Below are 26,491 nucleotides of genomic sequence, written 5' to 3' on the forward strand. Positions count from 1 at the left end.
GTATATTTTTAAATAGTCTATCGAAAAATAGCAAATCAAAGTGACTAGTATTAAATTACACTGTCAAAGACAAATCAAATGCTTTACATAAAGATTTAATAAAATTTCTATCTAGACAAAAGGTTTTACCAGGACTATCAGATAATTTAGCAACTGGTTTACCATTACATTTGACAAGTTTGATTACTATATTTAACGGCTTAACATTTGGAATATCACAAGTTAATTTTGTTCCGATGCCAAATATAATATTTACTCTATTATTAAATTTTTTATAAAGAGATATCATTTTTCTAAAATTTAAATTATCTGAAAATAATAACGTTTTAGTAGTAGGATCAATACCTAATCGTTCATAATGTTCAATAGCTTTTTCACCCCATTTTACTGGATCTCCTGAATCATGTCTGATACCTTGATAAGATTTTGAAAAAAATAAATTAAAATCACGTAAAAACGAATCCATTGTAATACAATCTGTAAGAGCGATGCTTAAATGTTGATTATATTGAGACAACCATGTTTTTAATGCTAATGTTTGACTATTTCTGAGATTGGAACTAATTTGTTGGTGTGCTTGAAACCATTCATGAGCTTGGGTACCTACTGGCAATAATTTTAAAATACGTGATATATGATAGTTACTTGAACCAATTAAAAATGGAAATGTATCTTTTAATCTTTTGATAATTGAATATTGTACATCATAAGAAAATCGTCTTCTTGTTCCAAAATCTACTATTTTTAAACGAGATAAATCTACATCTCTGTTTTTTTTAAAAAATTCTTTTAATTTTTTATTTAAATGTTGTACTGCAATATTCGAAGTAATTTCTGGATAACAATGTCTATGAAAAATTTCACTAATTAATGATAAAATAGGGACTTCCCATAAAATTACTTCTTTCCATAATCCACTTATACGAATATGAAGTTGACCATGATAATTATCAACTTTAACTTGTGTAATATTATAACGAAATTTTTTTAACCAATGTAAATATTCTTTTTTAAAAAATGGAAAAGTAGTCATATAAAGATACTCTTCATGACTAAGAGATAAGGAAGACATCATATTAATTTGGTCTAATAAAATATGAGAATAACAACCTAAAATATTAGGACCTCTGCAAATAAATTCTGCAACTACATCGACATTTTTATAATGATAAAAAACAGCTTGCTGCATATAAAATTTATATGCATCAGTATCAAGTAATGTTTTCACTATTGGATAATTATATTGTTTCATAATATATCTATTTTTTTATAGTATTATTTTTTATAGTATGATAATTATGATATAACTTTATACTTAAAATTATATAAAAATATTTAAAAAATTAAAAAATGATCGATATTTATATAAAAATATAACATAAATAAAAAGGTTATCAATTTTAAAAAAAATAGTATTTTTTATTAAAAAATCAAAAAATAAATAAAAATTTTTTTCTTTTAAAAGAATTCACACTTTTTTATAAAAAATATATATACAATTTTTAACTATTCTTAAAAAGGAATTATAATGTTTTACTATTTAATTCGTAAACTTTTATTTTTGATTGATCCTGAAAAAGCACATACATTAGTATTAATGTACTTGAATTCTAAAAAAATACAAATCTTAAGAAAAATTTTTATCAAACCGATTCCATTAAAACAAATAAAATGTATGGGATTAACTTTTAATAATAAAATTGGTTTAGCTGCAGGGATGGATAAAAATGGGGATTATATAGATTCTTTATCCAAAATAGGATTTGGTTTTATCGAAGTAGGAACAGTTACTCCCTTACCTCAATACGGAAATCCAAAACCTAGGATTTTTAGAGTGCCTTCAATAGAGGGAATTATTAATAGAATGGGGTTTAATAATTTAGGAATAGATTATTTAGTTAATAATGTAAAAAAATCGAAATTTAAGGGAATAATCGGTATAAACATAGGAAAAAACAAAGATACAAAAATTGAAGACGCCATAAAAGATTATTTAATTTGTATAGAAAAAATATATTTTTATGCTAGTTATATTGCTATAAATATTTCATCTCCAAATACTATTAATTTAAGAAAACTACAATATGGTATATTATTCGAAAATTTATTAAGAGATATAAAAAAAAAACAAAGCGAAATGCATTCTAAATATTCTAAATATGTACCAATAGTAATTAAAATTTCTCCAGACCTATCAAAAAAAGAATTAATTCATATTTCTAATAAATTAATACACTATAAAATAGATGGAGTTATTGCAACTAATACAACATTAGATCATTCATCTATACCTAAAATTAAAAACAACAAAGAAGAAGGAGGGTTAAGTGGTTTACCTTTACAAAAAAAAAGTAATGATGTGATATCAATATTATATAAAAATCTAAAAAGAAAAATTCCTATTATCGGAGTAGGCGGTATTAATTCTATAAATTCTGCTAGAGAAAAAATTATGTGTGGAGCTAATTTAATACAAGTATATTCTGGATTGATATATCACGGTCCAAATTTTATTAGAGAAATAATTAGAAATCTATGAATTAAGTAAGAGTATGAAGATCAATTAACAATCTATTTTAAACAAAAATTACTGATTTTTTATATTAACAAATCTTTTTAGATGTTAATTTTTTTAAAAAATTTTAAATATTTAATCAAATAAAAGTAAAAAAATGAATTATTTATTTGCTAGTACAAATTTTGGATGTGAAGAATTATTAGAAAAAGAACTCCGAGCATTGGGAGCTAAAAATTTAAAAGTTGTAAAAGGCGGTATCTATTACGAAGGAGAAGATTCAATACTATATAATAGTTTAATGTGGAGCCGAATTGCTTCAAGAATTTTTTTATGTATAAAAAAATTTACTATAAAAAATAGTAATGATTTATATAAAAACACCTATAACATTAATTGGACCCAAATATTATACTTAGAAAAAACTTTTTTAGTTAAATTTAGGGGGACTAATAATATTATTCGAAATAGTTTATTTGGTGCATTAAAAATTAAAGATGCAATTGTTGATACATTTTACCAAAAATATTCAGCTCGTCCTAACATAAATCTTCTTACTCCTGATGTTCGTATCATATCATATTTATGTCAAAATTTAGTGCATATTATGTTAGATTTAAGTGGTGAAGCTCTAAATAAAAGAGGATATCGTAAATTTTTTAACATTTCTCCTATCAAAGAAAATTTAAGTGCAGCAATTATATTAAGTTCAGGATGGAAAAAAAATACTCCTTTAATAGATCCTATGTGTGGATCAGGAACATTATTAATTGAAGCAGCCATGATTTCTTCTGATCGAGCTCCTGGACTAAAAAGAACAGAATGGGGATTTAAATCTTGGAAAGGACACAAGGAAAAAGTCTGGAAAGAAACTCTAAAAAAAGCAAAAGAAAGATTTAAAATAGGTATAAAAAAATGTCTTAAAAATTACTTTATAGGATATGATTGTAATCCCGATGTTATCAAAAAAGCTCAAAAAAATGTAATAAATGCAAATCTAGAAAATATAATTAGTTTTTTTGCATGTAATTTAAGTCATCTTAAAAATCCTTATCAAAAAGAAGAAATCGGCACATTAATAAGTAATCCTCCATATGGAGAAAGATGTAAAACCGAAAATAATTTAATAGCTTTGTATATTGAATTAGGAATTATGTCAAAAAAATATTTTGAAAAATGGAATTTATCAGTATTTAGTTCTTCTGAATTTTTATTAAATTTTTTACAAATGAAATCATATAAAAACTTTTGTTTAAAAAATGGACCGTTATATTGTACTTTAAAAAACTACGAAATATTTTTAAATAAATTTAATAATACAAATAAAGAATATGAAAATAGATTAGAAAAAAACTTTAAAAAATTAAAAAAATGGAACGATTTAAAAGAAATAGAATGTTTCCGTGTATATGATTCAGATCTTCCAAATTATAAACTAATAGTAGATGTTTATAAAAAATGGCTAGTGATTCAAGAATATCAGGCACCAAAATCAATAAACTATGAGAAAGCACATAAAAGATTATGCAGTGCTATTTACCATAGTAAAGAGATATTATCTATTCCTACAAACAACGTAGTAATAAAATTTAGAAAAAAACAAAAAAGAAAAGAACAATACCAAAAATTATTTAATAGCAATAGTTTTTTTATAATTAGAGAATATCATGTAAAGTTATTAGTTAATTTAATTGATTATTTAGATACTGGTTTATTCTCAGAACACCGACTTGTAAGAAAATTAATAGGATCAATGTCTAAGGGAAAAGATTTTTTAAATCTATTTTCATATACTGGTGCCGCTAGTGTTTATGCAGGTTTAGGAAAATCTAAAAGTATTACTACTGTAGACATATCTAATACGTATATTCAATGGTCTATGCGTAATATGTCTATTAACAACTTAATAAATAGTAAAAATATTTTTATTCAAAAAGACTGTTTAGAATGGATTATTTCAACTAAAAATAAATTTGATTTAATTTTCATAAATCCGCCTACTTTTTCTAATTCTAAGAGAATGAAAAAATCTTTCGAATTAAAAAGAGATTATATTAAATTAATGATAAATTTAAAACAAATATTACGTAAAGATGGTAACATTATTTTTTCAAGTTCAACACATAATTTTGAAATTGATTTAAACAATATTAAAAAAATCAACCTATACGCAAAAAAAATTACTAATTTAGTGAAAACAAAAGATTTTTTAAAAAAAAATTATCATTCTTGGTTAATAAAACACATTTAAAAAATTCAAAAAAAAGAGAAATATATGCCTCTAATCAGTATCCAAAATGCCTTTTTAGCATTCAGTGATTTAGAAATCTTGAAAAATGCTGTACTTTATATAAATAAAAAAGAAAGAATCAGTTTAATTGGAAAAAATGGTGCTGGAAAATCAACTTTATTAAAAGTAATTAATAAAAATCAAGAATTAGATCATGGTTCTATTATTTATCAAAAAAATATAAAAATATCTTATTTAAAGCAAGATAACCCAAAAAATTTAGATATTTCTATATATGATTTTATTAAAAATCAATTAAAAAAAGAAAACAACAAAGAAATAAATATTAATACAATTGTAGAAATAAAAAAAATAATTAAAACTTTTCAAATTGATAAACATTCTTTACTTTCAGAATTATCTGGAGGTTCTTTAAGAAAAGTGGTACTAGGTTCAGCATTATTAAGTCAACCAGATGTTTTGTTACTTGACGAACCAACTAATCATTTGGATATTAACACTATTGCATGGTTAGAAAAATTTTTAAAAAAATTTTCAGGAACAACATTGTTTATATCACATGATAGATCTTTTATTCAAAATTTATGCACAAGAATTATTGATCTTGATAGAGGAAAATTAACTTCTTTTCCAGGAGATTATAAAGAGTTTATAAAATTAAAAAAAGAAAATAATCGGATTGAAAAAACAAAAAAAAAATTATTTGATCAACATTTAGAAAAAGAAGAAATCTGGATTAGAAAAGGAATTAAAGCTCGTACTACTCGCAATGAAGGAAGAGTAAGAAATTTAAAAGTATTACGAAAAGAATATAAAAACTATAAAAAAATAGAAAATTTCAATAATGTTATAATCAATGAAATTAAAAATTATTCAGGAAAAATAATTTTTAAATTAAAAAATATAAGTTTTTTTATTGAAAAAAAGACTATTATTCAAAGTTTTTCTTCAATAATACAATATGGTGATAAAATAGGATTAATAGGTAACAACGGATCTGGAAAAAGTACTATGATAAAAATACTTATGGGAGAAAAAAAAATTCAAAAAGGTTCTATTCATTTTGGAACAAAATTAAATATAGCATATTTCGATCAAGATCGATCAACTTTAGATTCTAATAAATCTATTTTAGAAAATGTAAATAATGGAAGAGAAAAAATCGTATTAAATGGAAAAGAACAACATTTGATAGGATATCTAAAAAAATTTCTTTTTAAACCAAATCAAATGAAATGTTTGGTAAAAAATTTATCTGGAGGTGAATGTAATAGATTACTTTTAGCAAAATTATTCTTGAAACCAAGTAATGTTTTAATTCTTGATGAACCGACAAATGATTTAGATTTAGATACACTTGAGTTATTAGAAAACATTATTATTAAATATTCAGGAACAGTTTTAATAGTAAGTCATGACAGGAATTTTATTGAAAATACAGTAAATAAATATTGGATATTTAAAGGAGATGGATTGATAAATACACATTTTAGTTCACATAACAATATAATAAAAGAAAAGAACAAAAAAATTCAAAAGAAATATGTATTAAATCCAATTAAATCTAATATTAGTTTTTTAAAAACAAAACAAAATCAAGTAAAAAAAGAACTAAAAAAAGTATTAAATGAAATAGAAAAAATAGAAAATAGTATTAAAACTTTGAAAATTCAAATGAATGAACCGGATTTTTTTAAACAGCATATTAAAAATCAATTACCAATTGTAAAGCAATTTAATATAGAAGAAAAAAAATTAGAAAAAATATTAATATATTGGGAAAATTTAGAAAAAAAATTATAAATTATTTTTTAAAAAAATAATTTATAGATGCTGCATACAGTATTTAGAACAACATTTTTTAAATTTTATTGTACAATCTTTACATTGAATAAAAAGAAGATGACATAAATTAAAATTGCAATTTACATATCGATCTGAAGGCTTATCACACTGTTTACAAAAGGATATAATCTTATCTGAAATTTTTTCACTCATTCTATTATCAAAAACAAAATTACTTCCTTGGAAAAGAATAGGTAATCCATTTTTGTTAGCATCATGAACATAACCAAGAATACCATTCTTTAAATGATACACGTATTTAAAACCATTAAAATGCATCCAAGCGCTAGCTTTTTCACAACGAATACCACCTGTACAATACATTACAATTTTTTTATTTTTAGCATAATGCATAATTTGAATCACTTTCTTTAATTGTTCTCGAAAAGTTTGACTTTTAATTTCTATAGCATTTGGAAAATGTCCAATCTCATACTCATAAGAATTTCTCATATCAATAAATATTACATTTCGATCACTTAACATCATATTAACTTGCCTTGATTTGATATAAATACCTACTTTTTTAAAATTAAATAATGGATTTGTAATACCATCATTAACAATCTTTTTTTTAATTTTAACAGAAAGAACCCAAAATGCTTTTTTGTGATTACTTAACGATTTATTAATGAATAAATTATTTAATTCTAAATCAGAATTATATAAAAAATTTTTTACAAAAAAATAAAATTTTACAGGAATACTAATTTGCGCATTAATACCTTCATCAGATACATAAACTCTTCCTAAAACATTATATTTATAAAAATTTTGATAAATTCGATCTCTATATTCTTTTGTGTTTTTTATTAAAAAATATTTGTAGAAAGAAACTACAATACGCGATTCTTCATTCATTAATATCTTTTTTTTTAATTCTTTTTTCGAAATACGATTACATAAATTTGACATCATAAAAAACCTTTAATTAAAAATTTTATTTTTTTTGCAAAATGCGTCATGAAGAGATTCTAATTGTTGCGATAGTGTTAAATATATTTCATTTAAGCTTTTTAATTTTTTTATTTCTTTATCAATTATATTTTTAGGAGCGTAAGATAAAAAATCTTGATTAGACATTTTTTTTTCAGAAATTAACATTTTTGATTTTATTTTTTCTATTTCTTTATTTAATCTTTTTAGTTCAATTTCTTTATCAATTGCTTTAAGTACAGGAACTAAGATATCCACTCCATCAATAATTTCTTTTAAAGATAGACAAGGTTCATCATCTTGTTTAGATAAAATACTGATTTTTTCTAAAGAAGCTATATTTTTTAATATAAATTTATTTTCTTGAATTACTTTCTTTTTTTCAGAATTAATATTTTTTAAAAACAATGATAACAATTTAGTTGAACTAATATTCATTTTAGATCTAGTATTTCGTATAAAAATAATGATTTTTTTTATCCAATTAATATTAGACAATGTACTTTTATCAAATAATTGATCGTTATATTCCGGAAAAGATTGCAACATAATTGTTCTATCTTTAATATGTTTGATTATTTTTACCCGTTGCCAAATGGCTTCTGTAATGAAAGGCATTATGGGATGAGATAATCTTAATAATAATTCTAAAACATGAATTAAAACATTTTTAGTAAAATATATATCTTGATACGAACCTGATTTTATAACAGATTTTACAAATTCTAAATACCAATCGCAAAAAACATTCCAAATAAAATCATATAAAATATTTGCCGCAATATCAAATCGATAAGAATCTAATGAATTTCTATAGGATTTAACTGTATTATTAAATTTTATTAATATCCATTTGTTTATTAATAACATATTATCGTTAACTGAAAAATTAAAATAATCATGATCTTTGGTATTTTTCAAAACAAAGCGACTGGCATTCCAAAGTTTATTACAAAAATTACGATATCCCTTTAACCTATTCATATCCCATTGTATATCACGTGTATTAGAAGCTAAGGCAGAAAAAGTAAAACGCAATGCATCTGTACCTGTTGCACTTATTCCATTAGGAAATTGTTTTATAGTATGATAACGAATTTTTTGAGATAAATGAGGTTGTAGTAAATTACTTGTTCTTTTTTCAATTAATTCATTTAATGAAATGCCATCTATCATATCTATTGGATCAATAACGTTTCCTTTTGATTTTGACATTTTTTTACCTTCTTCATCACGTATCAAGCCTGTTATATAAACATCTTTAAATGGTATTTGAGGATTTCCATAAGAATCTTTAACAAGATACATAGTTAACATAATCATTCTAGCAATCCAAAAAAAAATGATGTCAAAACCACTTACTAAAACGTCAGTTGAATGAAAAATTTTTAAAAATTCTGTTTTTTCAGGCCAACCTAATGTGGAAAAAGTCCATAAACCAGAAGAAAACCAGGTATCTAATACATCATTGTCTTGATTTAAGATCATATCATCTGATATATTATATTCTTCACGTATTTTTTTTTCACTATGACCAACATATATATTTTTTTTGTCATCATACCATACTGGAATTTGATGACCCCACCATAATTGACGTGAAATACACCAATCCTCAATATTATTCATCCAAGATAAATACATACTTTTATATTGATTAGGGATAAATTTAATTTTTTTTTCCCTAACAACGTCAATAGCTGATTGAGATAAATGTGATGTTTTTAAATACCATTGATTAGTTAACATTGGTTGAATAATAACACCACTTCTTTCACTGTAAGGAGTAAAAAAATTACATTCTTCAATTTTTTCTAACAATCCTAGTTTTTCAATTTCATAAATAATTTTTTTTCTTGCAGATAAAATATCTAAATTTTGAAATTCAGTTGGAATAGATGAATCATAAAAATTTGATTTACTACCTTGATAATCATAGATAGAAAAATTAGATTTAATTTTTCCATTAAAAGTAAAAATATTAATCATAGGTAATTTATGTCTTTGTCCTACTTCATAATCATTAAAATCATGCCCCGGAGTTATTTTGACACACCCCGTATCTTTATTCATATCTGCATAATGATCTGCAATAATCGGTATTATTCTATTAACAATAGGACATATGACAGATTGACCAATTAAATGATTATATTTATCATCTTTGGGATTTATAGCTAAGGCTGTATCGCCTAATAATGTTTCTGGTCTAGTTGTAGCTACTAATAAATATTCAATATTTATATTTTTTATATTTTTAATAATTGGATATCGAATAAACCATTTTTTACTTTTTATTAAACGATGTTCTACTTCTAAATCTGAAATTACTGTTTCTAATTTAGAATCCCAGTGTACTAATCTTTTTTTTTGATAAATTAAATTATTTTTATATAAAATGATGAAGGCTTCTTTAACAGAATTAGAAATATCAGGATCTAAGGTAAATTTTTCTCGATCCCAATCAACAGAATTTCCTAATCGTTTCATTTGTTTCTTAACAGAAAAATTAGATTTTTTTTTCCATTTCCATATTTTTTTAATAAAATCATTTCTACTATAATCTTTTTTCGTTTTTCTTTCTTCTGAAAAAATTTGACGTTCAATTAAAATTTGAGTTGCTATTCCAGCATGATCTGTTCCAACTTGCCATAACGTATTTTTTCCTTGCATTCGATTGTATCGAATTAATATATCCATAATTGTTTGTTGAAAAGCATGCCCCATATGCAAATTACCCGTAATATTAGGAGGTGGCATCATAATACAAAAAGCTGGTTTGTTTAAATTATTATTAGGTTTAAAAAATCCATTTTTTTCCCAAAAATTGTATAAATGTTCTTCAATATCTTTAGGGTTATAATTTTTTTTCATTATATTCAACTGTATTTATGATTTAAAAAATAGCAATATTGCTGCATCAAAAAAATAAATTTTTTTATATTATTTAAAATTTTAAAAAATTAGATTCATTTAATAAAAATTGACTTAATAGTTCAACAGGACGACCTGTTGCACCGTGATTTTTACCAGATTTCCAAGCAGTTCCAGCAATATCTAAATGAGCCCAAGTATATTTTTTCGAAAATTGAGCAAGAAAACAAGAAGCAGTTATTGCACCTGCTTTACCTCTTCCAACATTTGAAAGATCCGCAAAATTAGAATGTAACTCTTTTTCATATTCTAAAGATAGAGGCAAACGCCATATTTTATCGTTAGTTTGTCTTGATGATTTTTCTAATGCATAAGCAAGTTGATCATCGTTTGAAAAAAGACCGCTAAAATGATTTCCTAATGCGACAACACATGCTCCAGTTAAGGTAGCAATATCAATAACTATGTTTGGAGAAAAACGCTGTACATATGTTAAAACATCACATAAAACTAAACGTCCTTCAGCATCAGTATTTAATATTTCTACTGTTTTACCTGACATCGTAGTTATAATATCACCAGGTCTAAATGCATTTCCTCCTGGCATATTTTCACAACCTGCTAAAATACCTATAATAGTTAGTGGTAAATTTAATTTAGCTGCAGCAATTAAAGTGCCATATACTGCCGCAGCACCGCACATGTCATACTTCATTTCATTCATATTGTTAGACGGTTTAATAGATATACCTCCAGAATCAAATGTTAATCCCTTTCCTATTAATACAATAATTTTTTCTTGTTCAGTATTATTTATTCCAGAATATTTGATTACAGACATATACGGTTTATTTTTAGATCCCTTTCCAACTGCCACATAGGCGTTCATACCTAAATTATTCATTTCTTTAATGTCAATAGATGTAACATGGATTTTATCTTTATATTTTTCAGATAATTTTTGAGCTTGTAAAGATAAGTATAATGGATTACAAATATTAGGTGGTAAATCAGCTAAATTTTTTGCAGCTGTAATGCCAGAATTAATTGCTAAAGCATGTTTTAAAGAATTATTTGCTATATGAAAATCTTTTTTTTCTATTATATGAAATGAAATTGAATTTAAATAAACCTCTTTTTTTAAAAAAGCATTTATCTTAAAATTTTTATATAAATATTTATTGATAGAATTAACTATTGTCCTAATCGACCAATATATATCATAATTTTCAATATTTATTTCAGTTAAAGAAAAAATAATATTTTTAATAGAAAATTTATTTAAAATTTTCATACTTTTATTTATGATCTTATCAAGATAATATCTATTTAATCTATTTTTTTTACCGCATCCTACGAGTAGTATTCTTTTAGAAACAACATTAGGAACATCATACAATAAAAGTGTTTCACCTACTTTTCCTTGCATATCACCTTTTTTAATAAAATTATTAATATAACTACAAATAGATTTATTTAAATAATTGTTTGAATATTTAAATTCACAAAATTCAAAAACGCCAATTACAATACAATCACTTTTTTCTTCTTCTAAAAGAACATTTTTTATAAAAAATTTCATAATTTTTTCTCAAAAAACATAATCAAAGTTGTTAGTTAATTATACTTTTTATTTATTAAAAAAATAAATAAAATATAAAAAAATATTATATACTATATAATTCTATTTTTTACTTTTAAATTTAACTTCATTAAAAATATATTTTTATCTAGTTATGGAGTATTCAAGTTATGAATTGTCTTTATCAACGTGACTGTTTAAGATTATTAGATTTTACTACTGCAGAATTAAAACACATTATTACATTATCTGAAAAATTAAAAAAAACAAAACAAAATCGTCAAGAAATCAAATTACTAAAACAAAAAAACATTGCTTTAATTTTTGAAAAAGAATCAACTCGTACAAGATGTTCATTTGAAGTTGCCGCTTTTGATCAAGGTGCAAATGTTACTTATCTTGGACCCGGTAGTACTCATCTTGGAACAAAAGAATCAATTGAGGATACAGCAAGAGTACTCAGTCGTTTATACGATGGAATTCAATATCGAGGTCATAATCATAAAACAATAGAAATTTTAGCACAGTATTCTACTGTACCAGTCTGGAATGGATTAACTGAAAAATTTCATCCTACACAATTAATTGCTGATTTACTAACTATAAAAGAAATTTTTCCAAATAGAAATTTTTCTGATATAAAATGTGCTTATGTTGGTGATTCGCGTAACAACATAGGAAATAGTCTTTTAGAAGCAGCTTCAATTGTAGGATTAAACTTGTATTTAGTCTCTCCAAAACAATATTGGCCTGAAAAGAATCTTTTTATTGAATGCAAAAAAATAATAAAAAAAAATCAAGGTAATATAATATGTACTGAAAATATCAGCGAGGGTGTTAAAAATGCAGACTTTATCTATACTGATGTTTGGGTTTCTATGGGAGAACATCACAAAATATGGAAAGAAAGAATTGAATTATTAAAGAATTATCAAGTAAATGATTCTATGATAAAAATGACAAATAATTCTAAAGTAAAAATACTGCATTGTTTACCTGCTTTACACGATCAAAAAACAAGTATAGGAAAATCTATATTGAAAAAATATGGATTAAAAGATGGAATGGAAATCACAGATAATATTTTTCAAAAACATCAAAAAACAATTTTTGAACAAGCAGAAAATAGATTACATACTATAAAAGCACTCCTTGTATCAAGTCTTATAAAAGAAATGAATTTTTAAAAATTAATTAATATCTTTTATATTAAGAAAAATCATATATAAATATAAACAAAATATGAAAGTTTTAATATATAAAAAAATCCTCAATAATTTTTTTTCTTATCTCTTTATATATTGATCAGCGTATCAAACGCTATCTTTTTCATTATAATTAAGGAAAATAAAAAATTGAGAAATTCTCTATATAAAAAAAATATAATTTCAATTAGTGATCTTAATCAAAATGAATTAGAGTTAGTATTAAAAAAATCAGCTTTTCTAAAAGTAAAAGCACAACCTAATTTATTAAAAAATAAAATTATTGCCAGTTGTTTTTTTGAAGCATCAACACGTACTCGTTTATCTTTCGAAACTGCTGTTCATCGTTTAGGAGCATCAATAATAGGATTTTCTGATGGATCAAATATTTCTTTAGGAAAAAAAGGCGAAACTTTATCAGACACTATTTCAGTTATAAGTTCATATGTAGATGCAATTATTATTAGACATCCCCAAGAAGGATCAGCACGTTTAGCCGCACAATTTTCTAATGGAGTCCCAATATTTAACGCAGGAGACGGAGCTAATCAACACCCTACACAAACACTTTTAGATTTATTTACCATCAAAGAAACACAAAACAAGCTTAATAATTTGAATATTGCTATGGTAGGAGATTTAAAATATGGAAGAACAGTTCATTCATTAACACAAGCATTGGCCAAGTATAAAAATAATCAATTTTTTTTTGTTTCACCTGATTCATTAACTATGCCAAATTATATTAATGACATGCTTTATAAAAAAGAAATTCATTGGAAAAGATATAAAAATATAGAAGAAATAATTTCTGAAATTGATATTCTTTATATGACTCGTGTTCAAAAAGAAAGACTTGATTCGACTGAATATGCAAGTGCTAAATCAAAATTTGTATTACAAACTTCTACTTTAAAAAATGCACGTAATAATTTAAAAATATTACATCCACTACCTCGTATAGACGAAATAGATAACAATGTTGACTTCACACCTTATGCTTGGTATTTTAAACAAGCAGCAAATGGAATTTATGCACGTCAAGCAATTTTATCATTAGTATTAATAGAAAAACATTTTGAATAAAAAATATATGCAAATAAATAAACTTCAAGTTGAAGCTATTAAATCTGGTAGTGTAATTGATCATATTCCAGCACATATTGGTTTTAAATTACTTTCATTATTCAGATTTACAGAAACAGAAAAAAGAATTACTATTGGATTAAATTTACCTTCTCAAAAATTAGATAAAAAAGATATCATAAAAATTGAAAATACTTTTTTAAGCGATGATCAAATTAATCAATTAGCTATTTATGCACCATGTGCTACAGTTAATTATATTGAAAAATATAATTTAGTAGGAAAAATATTTCCTTCTTTACCTAAAAAGATAGATCGTATTCTAATTTGTCCCAACAGTAATTGTGCTAGTCACAATCATTTCATAACTTCTAGCTTTATTTTTACCAAAGATATAAATAATGAGATAAATTTAAAGTGTCAATATTGTGAAAAAGAATTCGCTAAAAACATAGTTTTATAAAAAACTTAAATATTACATATTTCATGTTTTTTTCTATTTAATAAAATTAAAAATGGTGCTTTATGAATGTTATAGTTAATACTGAAAATGCCCCAAAACCTATTGGACCATATTCACAAGCTATAAAAAATGAAAATTTTTTGATTATTTCTGGTCAAATACCTATTGATGTTAAATCAGGGAAAATACCAAATAATATCTCTGAACAAACATATATTGTATTAAAAAATATAAAATCAATTATTATTGCGTCAAAATATACAATACAGGATATTATAAAAATTACAGTTTTTACTACTAATTTAGAAAAAATTCATATAATTAATGAAATATATGAAAAATTTTTTATAGATAACAAATCATCATTTCCTACAAGATCTTGTATAGAAGTTCAAAAATTACCAAAAAACGTAAAAATTGAAATGGAAGCAATGGCATTTAAAAAATAAATTTTACAAGAGTTTAAAATAAATTCCTACTATAATATTTTCAATATGCCGCAAAGCGGCATAAAATCAAACACTTTTACGACGAAAAAAAGATGATTTCGTTTCGTTTTTAATACTACTAGATTTATTTAAACGGTTATCAGAAAAACGACGCTTATTATTTTTATCTTTATTAAAGATAGAACGATTATGCGTTCTAGTTTCATAATTTTTAATATCACGTAATAATTTTATGTTTATTTTCTTATTCAAAATTTTTGTTTTTATGAGACGTTGTAATAAATCTTTAGATAATCCTTTAGGTAATTCTACAATTGCATAAGAAGAAAATAGTTTAATATTTCCAATATTGCGACTATTAATATTTCCTTCATTAGCAATAGCTCCAACTATATGACGGACTTCTACTCCATCATTTCGACCTGCTTCAATTCGATATAAATCTATATCTTTTAGCTCTCGACGTTCACGACGATTTCGATTGTTATTACGATGATTGTCTTCACGTCTGCGATCATCTTTAAACGAAAACTCTCTAGATGGACGTTGTAATAAATCTTTTTTAATAATCAAAGGTCGTCCCCCTTGAGCCATTTTTAATAAAGCAGAAGCAAGAGTCTTTATATCTAAATCATCAGGAGAGTATAATTTATCTAATAATGCACTGTATTCATCTAAATCTCTACTTTCTAATTGTTCTTGTACTTTTTTTGCAAATCGTTCAAGACGTCTTTTACATAAGACTTCAATTTTTGGCAACTGAACTTCTGGAATAGTTTGATTTATTGTACGTTCAATGTTACGCAATAATCGACGTTCACGATTTTCAACAAATAATAAAGCCCGACCAGCTCGACCAGCTCGACCTGTACGACCTATACGATGAACATAAGATTCTGAATCCATGGGAATATCGTAATTAATAACAAAACTAATGCGATCAACATCTAAACCACGAGCAGCTACATCTGTGGCAATTAAAATATCTAATCGACCACTTTTTAATCGTTCTAAAGTTTGTTCTCTTAAAGCTTGATTCATATCTCCATTTAATGCAGCACTATTATATCCATTACGTTCTAAAGCTTCAGATACTTCTAAAGTTGCATTTTTTGTTTTGACAAAAATAATTGTTGCAGAAAAATCTTCTACCTCTAAAAAACGAATTAAGGCATCAGTTTTTCTACCGTAAACCATCCAATAACTTTGTTTAATATCTGGACGTGTAGTGATATTCGATTGTATCTTGATTTCTTGAGGATTTTTCATAAATCTTTTAGAAATACGGCGTATAGCTTCTGGCATTGTTGCTGAAAATAAAGCTGTTTGATGCTCTTTAGGTATTTGAGACATAATTGTTTCTACATCTTCTATAAAACCCATACGTAACATCTCATCTGCTTCATCTAAAACTAATGCATATAAATTTGAAAGATTAAGAGTTCCTCTTTTTAAATGATCTAATAAACGTCCTGGAGTTCCTACAACAATTTGGGGCCCTTGTCGCAGTGCTCGTAGTTGTACTTCATATCGTTGCCCACCATATAAAGGTAATACATGTATTCCCATTATATATTTAGAAAAATCTGAAAAAGCTTCAGCTACTTGAACAGCCAACTCTCTTGTTGGAGCTAATACTAAAATTTGAGGCGCTTTTAAATTAATATTAAGATTATGTAATAATGGTAATGAAAATGCTGCTGTTTTTCCACTTCCTGTTTGTGCCATTCCTAATACGTCTCGTCCTTCTAGAAGTAATGGAATACAAGCCGCTTGAATAGGAGAAGGTTTAACATATCCCATTTTTGATAAAGATTTGATAATAAAAGGATTTAAACCAAGAAAAGAAAATGTGCTTTCAGTATGAGTCATGCAATAGATATGCCTTTTAAGTTACAGTGGCCAGTCTACATAGCTCATGATGAAAATATATATTATTGACTATTCTCATTGAAAGTTGTGAACCGGCTCAAATTAAATGATCTAATAAAAACACTAAGAGAAAATGATATTTATTAGTTATTGCTAATGATGCTTTAAATACATAAAATATAACATTAGCAAATGGTGAGAATAATTTTTAACAATTATTTTTCTACTAATTAATAGAAAAAAATTAAAAATAATCTAAAAAATTAAATTTTATTTATGTACTATTCATATGGTACTATCTGATAAGATATAAATCTATATTTTATTAAAAATAAAAATTTTTTAATTTCTAAATTTATGATATAATAGATGAATCACATAAAAAAGATTAAGTTTTGTACTATTTAAAAATATAATTATATCAGATATAAATATTATTTATAGATTTATTAGAAATAATAGAATTTTCTACTTCTTTAATACTTAATCTTAAACGACCCTGACGATCTATTTCCAATACTTTTACTGAAATTATCTGATCAACTGTCAAATGATCAGAAACTTTTTCAACGCGTTTATTAGAAATTTGTGAAATATGTACTAATCCTTCTTTTCCAATACCTATTGAAATAAAAGCACCAAAATCAACAATACGAGTAACTTTTCCAGAATAAATACGTCCAACTTCAATTTCTGCTGTAATTTCTTCAATTCTACGAATAGCATTTTTTGCTTTTTCTCCAATTGTTGCAGATATCTTAATTGTACCATCATCTTCTATTTCAATTATTGTACCTGTTTCTTCAGTTAACATGCGAATTACAGAACCCCCCTTACCTATTACATCTTTAATTTTTTCAGGGTTTATTTTAATTTTATGAATACGAGGTGCAAATTCAGAAATTTCGTTTCTAGGTTTACTTAATGCTTGTTTCATAACATTTAAAATATGCAATCGAGCAGATTTCGCTTTATTTAGTGCAATACGCATAATTTCATTAGTAATCCCTTCTATTTTTATATCCATTTGTAAAGCGGTAATACCTTCTTCTGTTCCAGAAACTTTAAAGTCCATATCTCCTAAATGATCTTCATCACCTAAAATATCTGAAAGTAAAACATATTTATCTCCCTCCTTAACTAGACCCATAGATATTCCTGCAACAGCAGATTTTATAGGTACTCCAGCATCCATTAAAGCCAAAGATGCACCGCAAACAGAAGCCATAGAAGAAGAACCATTCGATTCAGTAATTTCAGATACTATTCTTATAGTATAAGGAAAATCATCTAATTTAGGCATAACTGCTAAAAGACTTCTTTTAGCTAAACGACCATGTCCAATTTCTCGTCTTTTAGGTGATCCTACTATTCCAATTTCTCCAACAGAATAAGGAGGGAAATTATAGTGAAATAAAAAATTATCTGTTTTATCCCCTAGTAATTCATCTAAATTTTGTGCATCTCGAGATGTTCCTAAGGTAACAGAGACTAAAGATTGCGTTTCACCTCTAGTGAATAAAGAAGAACCATGTGTACGCGGTAATACACCTGTTCTGATATCTAATGCACGAATCATATCTTTCTCTCGTCCATCAATACGATTTTCATTATTTAGTATACGTTTTCTTACAATATTTTTTTCAATTTTTTCAAAAATATCTTCAATCTCTGATATATCTATATTTGAGTTTTCACTAAAAAATAATTTTATTATTTCTTCCTTAAGAAAATTTAGTTTTTCATATCTTTCTTGCTTATTAAATATTAAATAAGCATTACTTATGTCTTTTTCAGCCAATTTGGTTATTTTTAATTCTAATTCTGTATTTATTTCAGGATAAGATATTATCCAAGGTAATTTGCTGGCTTCATTAGATAAAGAACGAATATTGTTAATAACAACTTGTTGTTGTTGATGACCAAACATAATAGCACCAAGAATTTTATCTTCACTTAACACTTTTGACTCTGCTTCTACCATTAAAACAGCATTTTGAGTACCCGAGACAACTAAATCTAAAAAACTAGATTTCATATCGTCAATTGTAGGATTTAAAACATATTGATTATTAACAAAACCAACTCTAGCAGCTCCAATTGGTCCATAAAATGGTATTCCTGATAGACTTAATGCTGCTGAAGCACCTATAATAGAAATTATGTCAGGATTTATTTGAGGATTAACTGATACTACCGTAGCAATTATTTGAATTTCATTACAAAAACCTTTTGGAAATAAGGGTCGAATTGGTCTATCAATTAGTCGAGCAGTTAATATTTCATTTTCACTTGGACGTCCTTCTCTTCTAAAAAAACCTCCAGGTATTCGACCTACAGCATATGTTCTTTCCTGGTAATTTACTGTAAGAGGAAAAAATTTTTGACTAGAATTTGTTGTTTTTTCTCCAACAACAGTAACAAAAACAGCTGTATCATCCATGCTAGCCATGACAGCTGCTGTTGCTTGGCGAGCCATTATACCTGTTTCTAAGGTAATTGTATGTTGGCCATATTGAAATTTACGAACAATGGGATTTAGCAAAATAATATCCTTAATATAAGACTAATTTTCTATTCATTATAAACTTTTAATATTAAACATTATTTTTATAAATCAATATAGTATTTGATCTACAAATTATAAATATAAATTTTTTTAATTTTTTAAAAAAATTGTTAATTAATGCATTTTTAATTAAAATATAAGAAAAAATGTAAAAAAGGGCTAAAAAAAGCCCTTAATTAAAAAATTTTTTATCTATTAATTTAAAATTTTTAAATATTTTTTAATCTTATAATTCTTTAAAAAAACTATTTATCGTCTTAAATTTAAACTTTCAATTAATTTAGTATAACAAGATATATTTTTCTTCTTTAAATAATTTAGCAATTTACGACGTTTTGAAACCATTTTTAAAAGACCTCTACGACTACAATGATCTTTTTTATGTTGAGAAAAATGCAGTTGAAGATGATTAATTTGATTCGTTAATAATGCAATTTGAACATCTGTTTTTCCAGTATTTTTTTCATTTTTACCATATTTTAAAATTGTTTCTTTTATAGTCATTATACCTAGAGACATGTGATACTCCATATATTTGAAACTATGTAAAATTAATTATAATTTAATAAAATTATTTAAAAAATAATATCATGCTATTATTAAATTTAATATAGATCAATTTAATTAGTTAACATAGAAACTAATCGATACGGAATTAACGTTTTTTCAGAATTAATCTTTCCTAATCCGATAAATGTATTATTATCTTTTTCAAAAACACGGACTAAACCATTTGTGATAGAAGATGAAAAATTAACTTTTTGTCCTAATCTAAAAACAGATAATTTTTCAATAGAAATATATATCTTAGGCAAAAAATAAACTGGAGTATCAACTGGCATTAGCAAATCATCTATTTTTTTAAAAAAATTTATTTTTACAACATTTTTTTCATTTAATAAATTTTCTAAAAAAGATAGCTTGACTAATTTAGAATAAGAAAGTAATCCTATTTTTAAACGACGTAATCTAATTACGTGAGCTCCACAAAATAATTTTTCACCTAAATCTTCAATAAGTGTTCGAATATAAGTACCTTTTGAACAATGCACATTTAATTCAATCCAATTATCTTTTTGATCAACAAGATCAATCTTATATATAAAAACGCATCTAATATTACGTTTAACATTTATTCCCTGTCGTGCATATTTATACAAAGGAATACCTTTATATTTAACAGCTGAGTACATTGAAGGTATTTGATTAACTGAACCTGTCAGTGCTTTTAAAGCTAAACTAAGTTGAATAGGCGTAAATAAAATGGGTCTTTTTCTTACAATTATTCCATCAGAATCCGAAGTAGATGTTTTTTCTCCCAACCTAGCAATTACATTATAGTGTTTGTCTGATGCATTCAAATAATTAGAAAATTTTGTAGCTTCACCAAAACAAATCGGTAAAATTCCAGTAGCTAAGGGATCTAAGGTACCAATATAGCCTGCTTTTTTAGCCTTAAAAATAATTTTTACTTTCTGTAAAACATTGTTAGAAGTCATTCCCTTAGGCTTGTCCAACAATAAAAATCCATTAACATTACGTTTTTTATGAAAAAACATTTACCTATCCTTATATTTTTATTCATAATGTAATGTTATTCTTCTCTGTTAATATATTTAACAATTTAGAAATTTTGTTACCTTTAAAAAAGGAATCATCATGAAAAAAAACAATAATTGGAATAATTCTTAAATTCATTTTTTTACATAATAATTTTCGAATGTATCCAGAAGCTCTATTTAATAAAATTAATACTTTTTTTACAGTTAAATTACTATTAGTTTCTAAAAAACTAACAAATACTTGAGCATAAGATAAATCTTTTGATAATCGCACTTCAGAAACAGTGATAATAGTTTTAATACGTGGATCTTTAAGAGAATGTTGTATAATAAAAGCAATATTTTTTTGTAGTTCTTGAGCAATTCTAAAAGATCGATTAAACAATTTGTCCATGATTTTATTACCAAATTTAAAATATTCTAAAAAGATATAATTGTCTATAAATTTAAATTTATAGTATTCTTTTTATTTCTTTAACTTCAAATACTTCTATAACGTCTCCGATATTTAAATCATGATAATTTTTTATACCAATTCCACATTCCATTCCATTTCGTATTTCATTGATATCTTCTTTAAAACGACGCAGTGATTCTAATTCACCTTCATATACAACTACATTATTCCTCAATATACGAATTGGATTATTTCTTTTAATAATACCTTCAGTAACCATACATCCTGCAATTAATCCAAATTTAGGAGATTTAAATATATTTCTTACTTCAGCTAAACCAATAATATTTTGTTTATATTGAGGAGATAAAAGACCTGTCATAGCTGCTTTTACTTCGTTAAGTAAGTCATAAATAACTGAATAATAACGAAGATCTAAATTTTCTAAATCAATTATTTTTTTAGCAGAAGCATCTGCTCGAACATTAAAACCCAAAATAATAGCATTAGAAGCTAGAGCTAAAGAAGCATCTGTTTCTGTAATTCCTCCAATACCTGATCCTATAATATTTACTTTTACTTCATTAGTAGATAATTTAAATAAAGCACTAGAAATGGCTTCTAAAGAACCCTGTACATCAGATTTAATGATGATCTTTAATTCAGAAAAATCATTTTTTTTAATATTCTTAAACATATTTTCTAAACTTGATCTATTCTGATTAGCTAATTTAATTTCACGAGATTTATTTTTTCTATAGGAAGCTACTTCTTTTGCTTTTTTTTCGTCACGTACTACAGTTACCTTTTCACCAGAGAAGGGAACTTTAGACAAACCTAGAACTTCAACTGGCATAGATGGTCCTGCATGTTTAAGTGTTTTTCCATTTTCATTACGTAAAACTTTAATACGACCGTATTCAAAACCACATAATATTATATCTCCTTTTTTCAAATTTCCTTTTTGAACTAAAACAGTTGCTATTGGTCCTCTTCCCTTATCTAAAAAAGATTCTATTACGACACCTTCGGCCATACCTGTAGATATAGCTTTAAGCTCTAATATTTCAGATTGTAATAAAATAGCATTTAATAAATTATCTATACCTTTTCCTGTTTTTGCGGAAATAAGTACGAATATATTCTCACCTCCCCATTCTTCCGAAAGAATGTTATATTTTGTTAAATCATTTTTAATTTGATCTATATTAGAATCTACTTTATCTATTTTGTTAATAGCAACTATAATTGGAACATTTGCTTCTTTTGCATGTTGAATTGCTTCAATAGTCTGCGGTTTTACTCCATCGTCAGCTGCAACAACTAATACAACAATATCGGTAATTTTAACTCCACGAGATCGCATGCCGGTAAAAGCAGAATGTCCTGGTGTATCTAAAAAGGTGACAGAACCAAAATCAGTAGTAACATGATAGGCACCAATATTTTGGGTAATTCCACCTGCTTCACTAGAAGCTACTTTTGTAGAACGAATGTAATCTAACAATGATGTTTTTCCATGATCAACATGTCCCATAATAGTGACTACGGGAGCACGAGTTAAAGAAATATTATTTCCTGTATCACGGTCTTTCATTATTAATTCTTCTAATTCATTTTCACGACGTAAAATAACTTTATGACCCATTTCTTCTGCAATCAATTGCGCTGTATCTTGATCGAGAACATGATTAATTGTTCCTATTATTCCCATATTCATCATGTTTTTTATTACTTCAGAACTTTTTATAGCCATTTTATTAGCTAAATCACATACAGTAATAGCACCATTGATAACTACATCGCGATTAATAACAGATTCTGGTTTTTTAAAAACTTGTTGTAACAAAATAGATTTGTTTTTTTGTTTAACATTTTTTCTATTTTTAGAAATGCGAACTTCATCTTTTTTAGACTTGATTTGATTGTTTTGTTTATTATTTTTCTTTTGACGATAATTTTTTATATTTCGATGGAAATTTCTTTTATTTTTTTCTATTTCACGGTCTCTATTATCTTCTGTATTGCGATTATGAATAAATGTTGTTAAATGATAATCTTTTTTTTCTTCTTTGTATAATTTTTGATTTTCAGTATTATTTTTTATTGTTTTTTTTGAGTAAAATGAATGATTATTAAAGTTTATATTTTTTTTCAAAGATTTATTTTTTTCATTCTTATTAAAAACATTAGATTTTGTTAATTTATTTAAATTTTTAAAATTGATATTAGCTTTACTTTCTTCTAAAATGTCAATATTTTTTTGAGATTCTTTTGCTTTTGAAATAGTGTTTTTTAACGATTTCAAATTATTTTTTTCTTTGTTTTGCAATAAATTTTTATTTTTTAATAAAGGTTCTAATTCAGATTTATTATTTTTAAGATACATTCTTTTTTTTCTTATTTCTATTTGAACAGATTTATTTTTACCTCCAGGAGTAAATACATTTAAAGTACTTCGCGTTTTTCTTTGTAAGATAAAAGTATTTAAAAAAGGTTTTTTTTTACTCTCTAAATATTTTAATAAATTTTTCTTTTCTGTTATACTGATGCAATCGTTTTCAGTTTTAGAAATACTAATTTCAGATAATGTCTTTATTAATTCTTTAATAGATATTTTCATTTCATTTGATAAAATTTTTAAACTGATATCAACCATACTTTTTTTCCTATTATCAGACTTTGCTGCTAAACCAACATATATTACGAGCTGCCATAATTAACAAACCAGCTTGCTCAGAATTTAAATTTTCAATATCAATTAAATCATCTATTCCCTGATTAGCTAATTCTTCCACAGTAAATATATTTTTTTCTGCTAACTTTAAAGCTAATAGCTCATTCATACCATTTACATTCAATAAAGCTTGTTCAATTTTTTTATTTTTGATCTGATTTTTTTGATCTAACTCAAGAAGAAGCAATCCATTTTTAGCGCCTTCACGAACTAATTGCACTTCTCTCTCTGTTAAATTATTAATTTCTAACAACTCATTAAGTGGTATATACGCTAATTCTTCGAGAGAAGAAAAACCTTCTTTAACTAAAGTTTTAATGACTTTTTCACTAACATTTAAATTTTTCTTAAAAATATTAAAAGCAGCATAAGCTTCTTCTTTGTGTTTAGATCTAAGATCTTCTGTAGTCATAACATTAAGTTCCCAACCACTAATCTGAGAAGCTAAACGAACATTTTGACCATTACGTCCAATCGCTTGTGCTAAATTACTCGAGTCTACAGCAATGTCCATAGTATGGTGATCTTCATCTACTATAATAGAAACGACATCAGCAGGAGCCATAGCGTTAATGACAAATTGAGCAGGATTATCATCCCATAAGATAATATCAATTCGTTCTCCACATAATTCACTAGATACAGCTTGTACTCGTGCACCTCTCATTCCTACACAAGCTCCTATTGGATCAATTCGTTTATCATTGGTTTTTACTGCAATTTTAGCACGAGAACCTGGATCACGTGCAGCTGCTTTAATTTCAATAACTTCTTCTCCAATTTCGGGAACTTCTATACGAAAAAGCTCAATAAGCATTTCAGTTTTTGAACGACTCAGAAACAACTGTGCGCCACGAGCTTCTGGATATACTCCGTATAAAATACCACGAATACGATCTCCAGGACGAAAATTTTCTCGAGGTAACATACCTTCACGTAAAATTAAAGCTTCGGCATTATTACCTAAATCTAAAGTCAAATTATCTCGACTAATTTTTTTAACTATACCGGTGATGATTTGACCAATATGTTTACGAAATTGATCGACTAGCATTGCTCGTTCTGCTTCACGTACTTTTTGAACAATGACTTGTTTAGCAGTTTGAGTTGTTATTCTATCAAAATTTACAGATTCAATTTTATCTTCTACATAATCATTAATTTTAACTTGTTCACCTTCAAAACAAGCTGCTTCTAAAGTAATCTCTTTTGTTGGATGAACAACAATATCTACTACCATCCATCGTCTAAAGGTACTAAAATTTCCAGTTTTACGATTTATACTAACTCTTACATCAATTTCTTGTTCATATTTTTTCTTAGTTGCCGTTGCTAATGCAATTTCTAAAGCTTCAAAAATTTTTTCACGTGGCAGTGATTTTTCATTAGACACAGCTTCTACAACAGCTAAGATTTCTTTATTCATCTTAGACAACCTCAAACTAAAAATTTTCAAATAAAGATTATAATAAAAAACCCCGAAATTTCGGGGTTTTAGGTAAGATCACCCTATTTTTAATAAAAATAAAATATTGCTTATACTACAACACTTTTTTCATGAAAAAAAATATATATTTTTATTTTTTTTACTAAAAATAATACCGAGGATGGGACTTGAACCCATATGCCTAAAGGCACTATCCCCTCAAGATAGCGTGTCTACCAATTTCACCACCTCGGTAGAGAATATATATAAATATAAAAAATCAAAAATTAAAGTGGTAATTCACTATTTAATATTTTCTGCTCTTTTTTTTCATTTATAGTTTTTTTTTGTGTATTTTTTTCTAAAAAAACATCTGAATTAACTTTTTTATCATTAATGTTACATAAAATAATACTAAAAATTAAAAAAAAACCAGCAAAAAAACCAATAATATTTTTTATAAAACCACCGCTTCCAACACTATTGAAAAAATTGAAATTGTTTGATGTATTCAAATGTATAGTATTATTAAACCCCTTTCCTGACTGCAATAAAATTAAAAAAATCAAAGAAAAAGAAATAAAAATTAAAAAAATTAAAAAAAATAAATACATAAAATATTATTTTTCCTTTTTATAAATTATTTTTAAATATACATCAATTTACATTTTATTTAAAAATTATTTTATACTTATAAAATAATTATATTTTTAAATATATAT

19 protein-coding genes and 1 tRNA gene are annotated in these 26,491 nt (G+C 25.3%); 7 read left to right on the forward strand and 13 right to left on the reverse strand.

Annotation, left to right across the window (positions count from 1 at the left end):
* Nucleotides 1–55 precede the first annotated feature (55 nt).
* On the reverse strand, nt 56–1,252 hold the full coding sequence (pncB, locus tag BUSG_RS01825; protein ID WP_011053869.1) for a nicotinate phosphoribosyltransferase: 1,197 nt from the start codon (nt 1,250–1,252) through the stop codon (nt 56–58).
* Nucleotides 1,253–1,528: 276 nt separating this feature from the next.
* Between pncB and pyrD the strand changes: the two genes are divergently transcribed.
* The 3 genes from pyrD to BUSG_RS01840 all read left to right on the forward strand — a co-directional run bounded on the left by pyrD (nt 1,529) and on the right by BUSG_RS01840 (nt 6,569).
* Complete coding sequence (gene pyrD / locus BUSG_RS01830; RefSeq protein WP_011053870.1) at nt 1,529–2,539, forward strand: quinone-dependent dihydroorotate dehydrogenase; 1,011 nt, start codon at nt 1,529–1,531, stop codon at nt 2,537–2,539.
* A 133-nt stretch (nt 2,540–2,672) separates the two neighbouring features.
* The gene (gene rlmKL / locus BUSG_RS01835; protein WP_011053871.1) at nt 2,673–4,766 is read left to right on the forward strand and encodes a bifunctional 23S rRNA (guanine(2069)-N(7))-methyltransferase RlmK/23S rRNA (guanine(2445)-N(2))-methyltransferase RlmL; all 2,094 of its coding nucleotides are present in this window, start codon (nt 2,673–2,675) and stop codon (nt 4,764–4,766) included.
* A gap of 24 nt (nt 4,767–4,790) precedes the next feature.
* A complete protein-coding gene (locus BUSG_RS01840; protein WP_011053872.1) occupies nt 4,791–6,569 on the forward strand; it encodes an ATP-binding cassette domain-containing protein in 1,779 nt (592 codons plus the stop codon).
* Between the two features lie 21 nt (nt 6,570–6,590).
* On the opposite strand, the gene BUSG_RS01845 is transcribed toward BUSG_RS01840, so the two are convergent.
* From BUSG_RS01845 to BUSG_RS01855, 3 genes are all read right to left on the reverse strand, one after another.
* Nucleotides 6,591–7,526 carry a rhodanese-related sulfurtransferase gene (locus BUSG_RS01845; protein ID WP_044006055.1) on the reverse strand — a complete coding sequence of 312 codons (936 nt, stop codon included), beginning with the start codon at nt 7,524–7,526 and terminating at the stop codon, nt 6,591–6,593.
* A 12-nt stretch (nt 7,527–7,538) separates the two neighbouring features.
* Nucleotides 7,539–10,421, reverse strand: coding sequence for a valine--tRNA ligase (locus BUSG_RS01850; RefSeq protein WP_011053874.1), 2,883 nt, complete (start codon nt 10,419–10,421; stop codon nt 7,539–7,541).
* 73 nt (nt 10,422–10,494) lie between these two features.
* A complete protein-coding gene (locus tag BUSG_RS01855) occupies nt 10,495–12,003 on the reverse strand; it encodes a leucyl aminopeptidase (protein WP_011053875.1) in 1,509 nt (502 codons plus the stop codon).
* A 170-nt stretch (nt 12,004–12,173) separates the two neighbouring features.
* Between BUSG_RS01855 and argF the strand changes: the two genes are divergently transcribed.
* The 4 genes from argF (at nt 12,174) to BUSG_RS01875 (ending at nt 15,206) form a co-directional block, all read left to right on the forward strand.
* Complete coding sequence (gene argF / locus BUSG_RS01860; protein WP_011053876.1) at nt 12,174–13,190, forward strand: ornithine carbamoyltransferase; 1,017 nt, start codon at nt 12,174–12,176, stop codon at nt 13,188–13,190.
* Between the two features lie 168 nt (nt 13,191–13,358).
* Entirely contained in the window at nt 13,359–14,294 is a 936-nt protein-coding gene (pyrB, locus tag BUSG_RS01865) for an aspartate carbamoyltransferase (protein WP_011053877.1), read from the forward strand.
* 7 nt (nt 14,295–14,301) lie between these two features.
* Nucleotides 14,302–14,757, forward strand: coding sequence for an aspartate carbamoyltransferase regulatory subunit (gene pyrI / locus BUSG_RS01870; RefSeq protein WP_011053878.1), 456 nt, complete (start codon nt 14,302–14,304; stop codon nt 14,755–14,757).
* Between the two features lie 62 nt (nt 14,758–14,819).
* Nucleotides 14,820–15,206 (forward strand): Rid family detoxifying hydrolase, encoded by a 387-nt coding sequence (locus BUSG_RS01875; RefSeq protein ID WP_011053879.1) that lies wholly within the window; start codon nt 14,820–14,822, stop codon nt 15,204–15,206.
* 66 nt (nt 15,207–15,272) lie between these two features.
* Here the strand turns inward: BUSG_RS01875 and BUSG_RS01880 are convergent, their stop codons facing one another.
* The 9 genes from BUSG_RS01880 to secG all read right to left on the reverse strand — a co-directional run bounded on the left by BUSG_RS01880 (nt 15,273) and on the right by secG (nt 26,383).
* Entirely contained in the window at nt 15,273–17,078 is a 1,806-nt protein-coding gene (locus BUSG_RS01880) for a DEAD/DEAH family ATP-dependent RNA helicase (RefSeq protein WP_011053880.1), read from the reverse strand.
* 421 nt (nt 17,079–17,499) lie between these two features.
* Complete coding sequence (gene pnp, locus BUSG_RS01885; protein ID WP_011053881.1) at nt 17,500–19,623, reverse strand: polyribonucleotide nucleotidyltransferase; 2,124 nt, start codon at nt 19,621–19,623, stop codon at nt 17,500–17,502.
* 273 nt (nt 19,624–19,896) lie between these two features.
* Nucleotides 19,897–20,166, reverse strand: a complete 270-nt coding sequence (gene rpsO / locus BUSG_RS01890) for a 30S ribosomal protein S15 (protein WP_011053882.1) — start codon at nt 20,164–20,166, stop codon at nt 19,897–19,899.
* Nucleotides 20,167–20,267: 101 nt separating this feature from the next.
* The gene (gene truB, locus BUSG_RS01895) at nt 20,268–21,206 is read right to left on the reverse strand and encodes a tRNA pseudouridine(55) synthase TruB (RefSeq protein WP_011053883.1); all 939 of its coding nucleotides are present in this window, start codon (nt 21,204–21,206) and stop codon (nt 20,268–20,270) included.
* Nucleotides 21,207–21,228: 22 nt separating this feature from the next.
* Nucleotides 21,229–21,603, reverse strand: a complete 375-nt coding sequence (rbfA, locus tag BUSG_RS01900; RefSeq protein WP_011053884.1) for a 30S ribosome-binding factor RbfA — start codon at nt 21,601–21,603, stop codon at nt 21,229–21,231.
* A gap of 58 nt (nt 21,604–21,661) precedes the next feature.
* On the reverse strand, nt 21,662–24,265 hold the full coding sequence (infB, locus tag BUSG_RS01905) for a translation initiation factor IF-2 (RefSeq protein WP_011053885.1): 2,604 nt from the start codon (nt 24,263–24,265) through the stop codon (nt 21,662–21,664).
* 16 nt (nt 24,266–24,281) lie between these two features.
* Complete coding sequence (nusA, locus tag BUSG_RS01910; RefSeq protein ID WP_011053886.1) at nt 24,282–25,769, reverse strand: transcription termination factor NusA; 1,488 nt, start codon at nt 25,767–25,769, stop codon at nt 24,282–24,284.
* Between the two features lie 173 nt (nt 25,770–25,942).
* Nucleotides 25,943–26,024, reverse strand: a tRNA-Leu gene (locus tag BUSG_RS03225).
* Nucleotides 26,025–26,056: 32 nt separating this feature from the next.
* A complete protein-coding gene (gene secG, locus BUSG_RS01915) occupies nt 26,057–26,383 on the reverse strand; it encodes a preprotein translocase subunit SecG (protein ID WP_011053887.1) in 327 nt (108 codons plus the stop codon).
* Nucleotides 26,384–26,491: the final 108 nt, after the last annotated feature.

The organism is Buchnera aphidicola str. Sg (Schizaphis graminum) (genome assembly GCF_000007365.1).
GTDB lineage: Bacteria > Pseudomonadota > Gammaproteobacteria > Enterobacterales > Enterobacteriaceae > Buchnera > Buchnera aphidicola.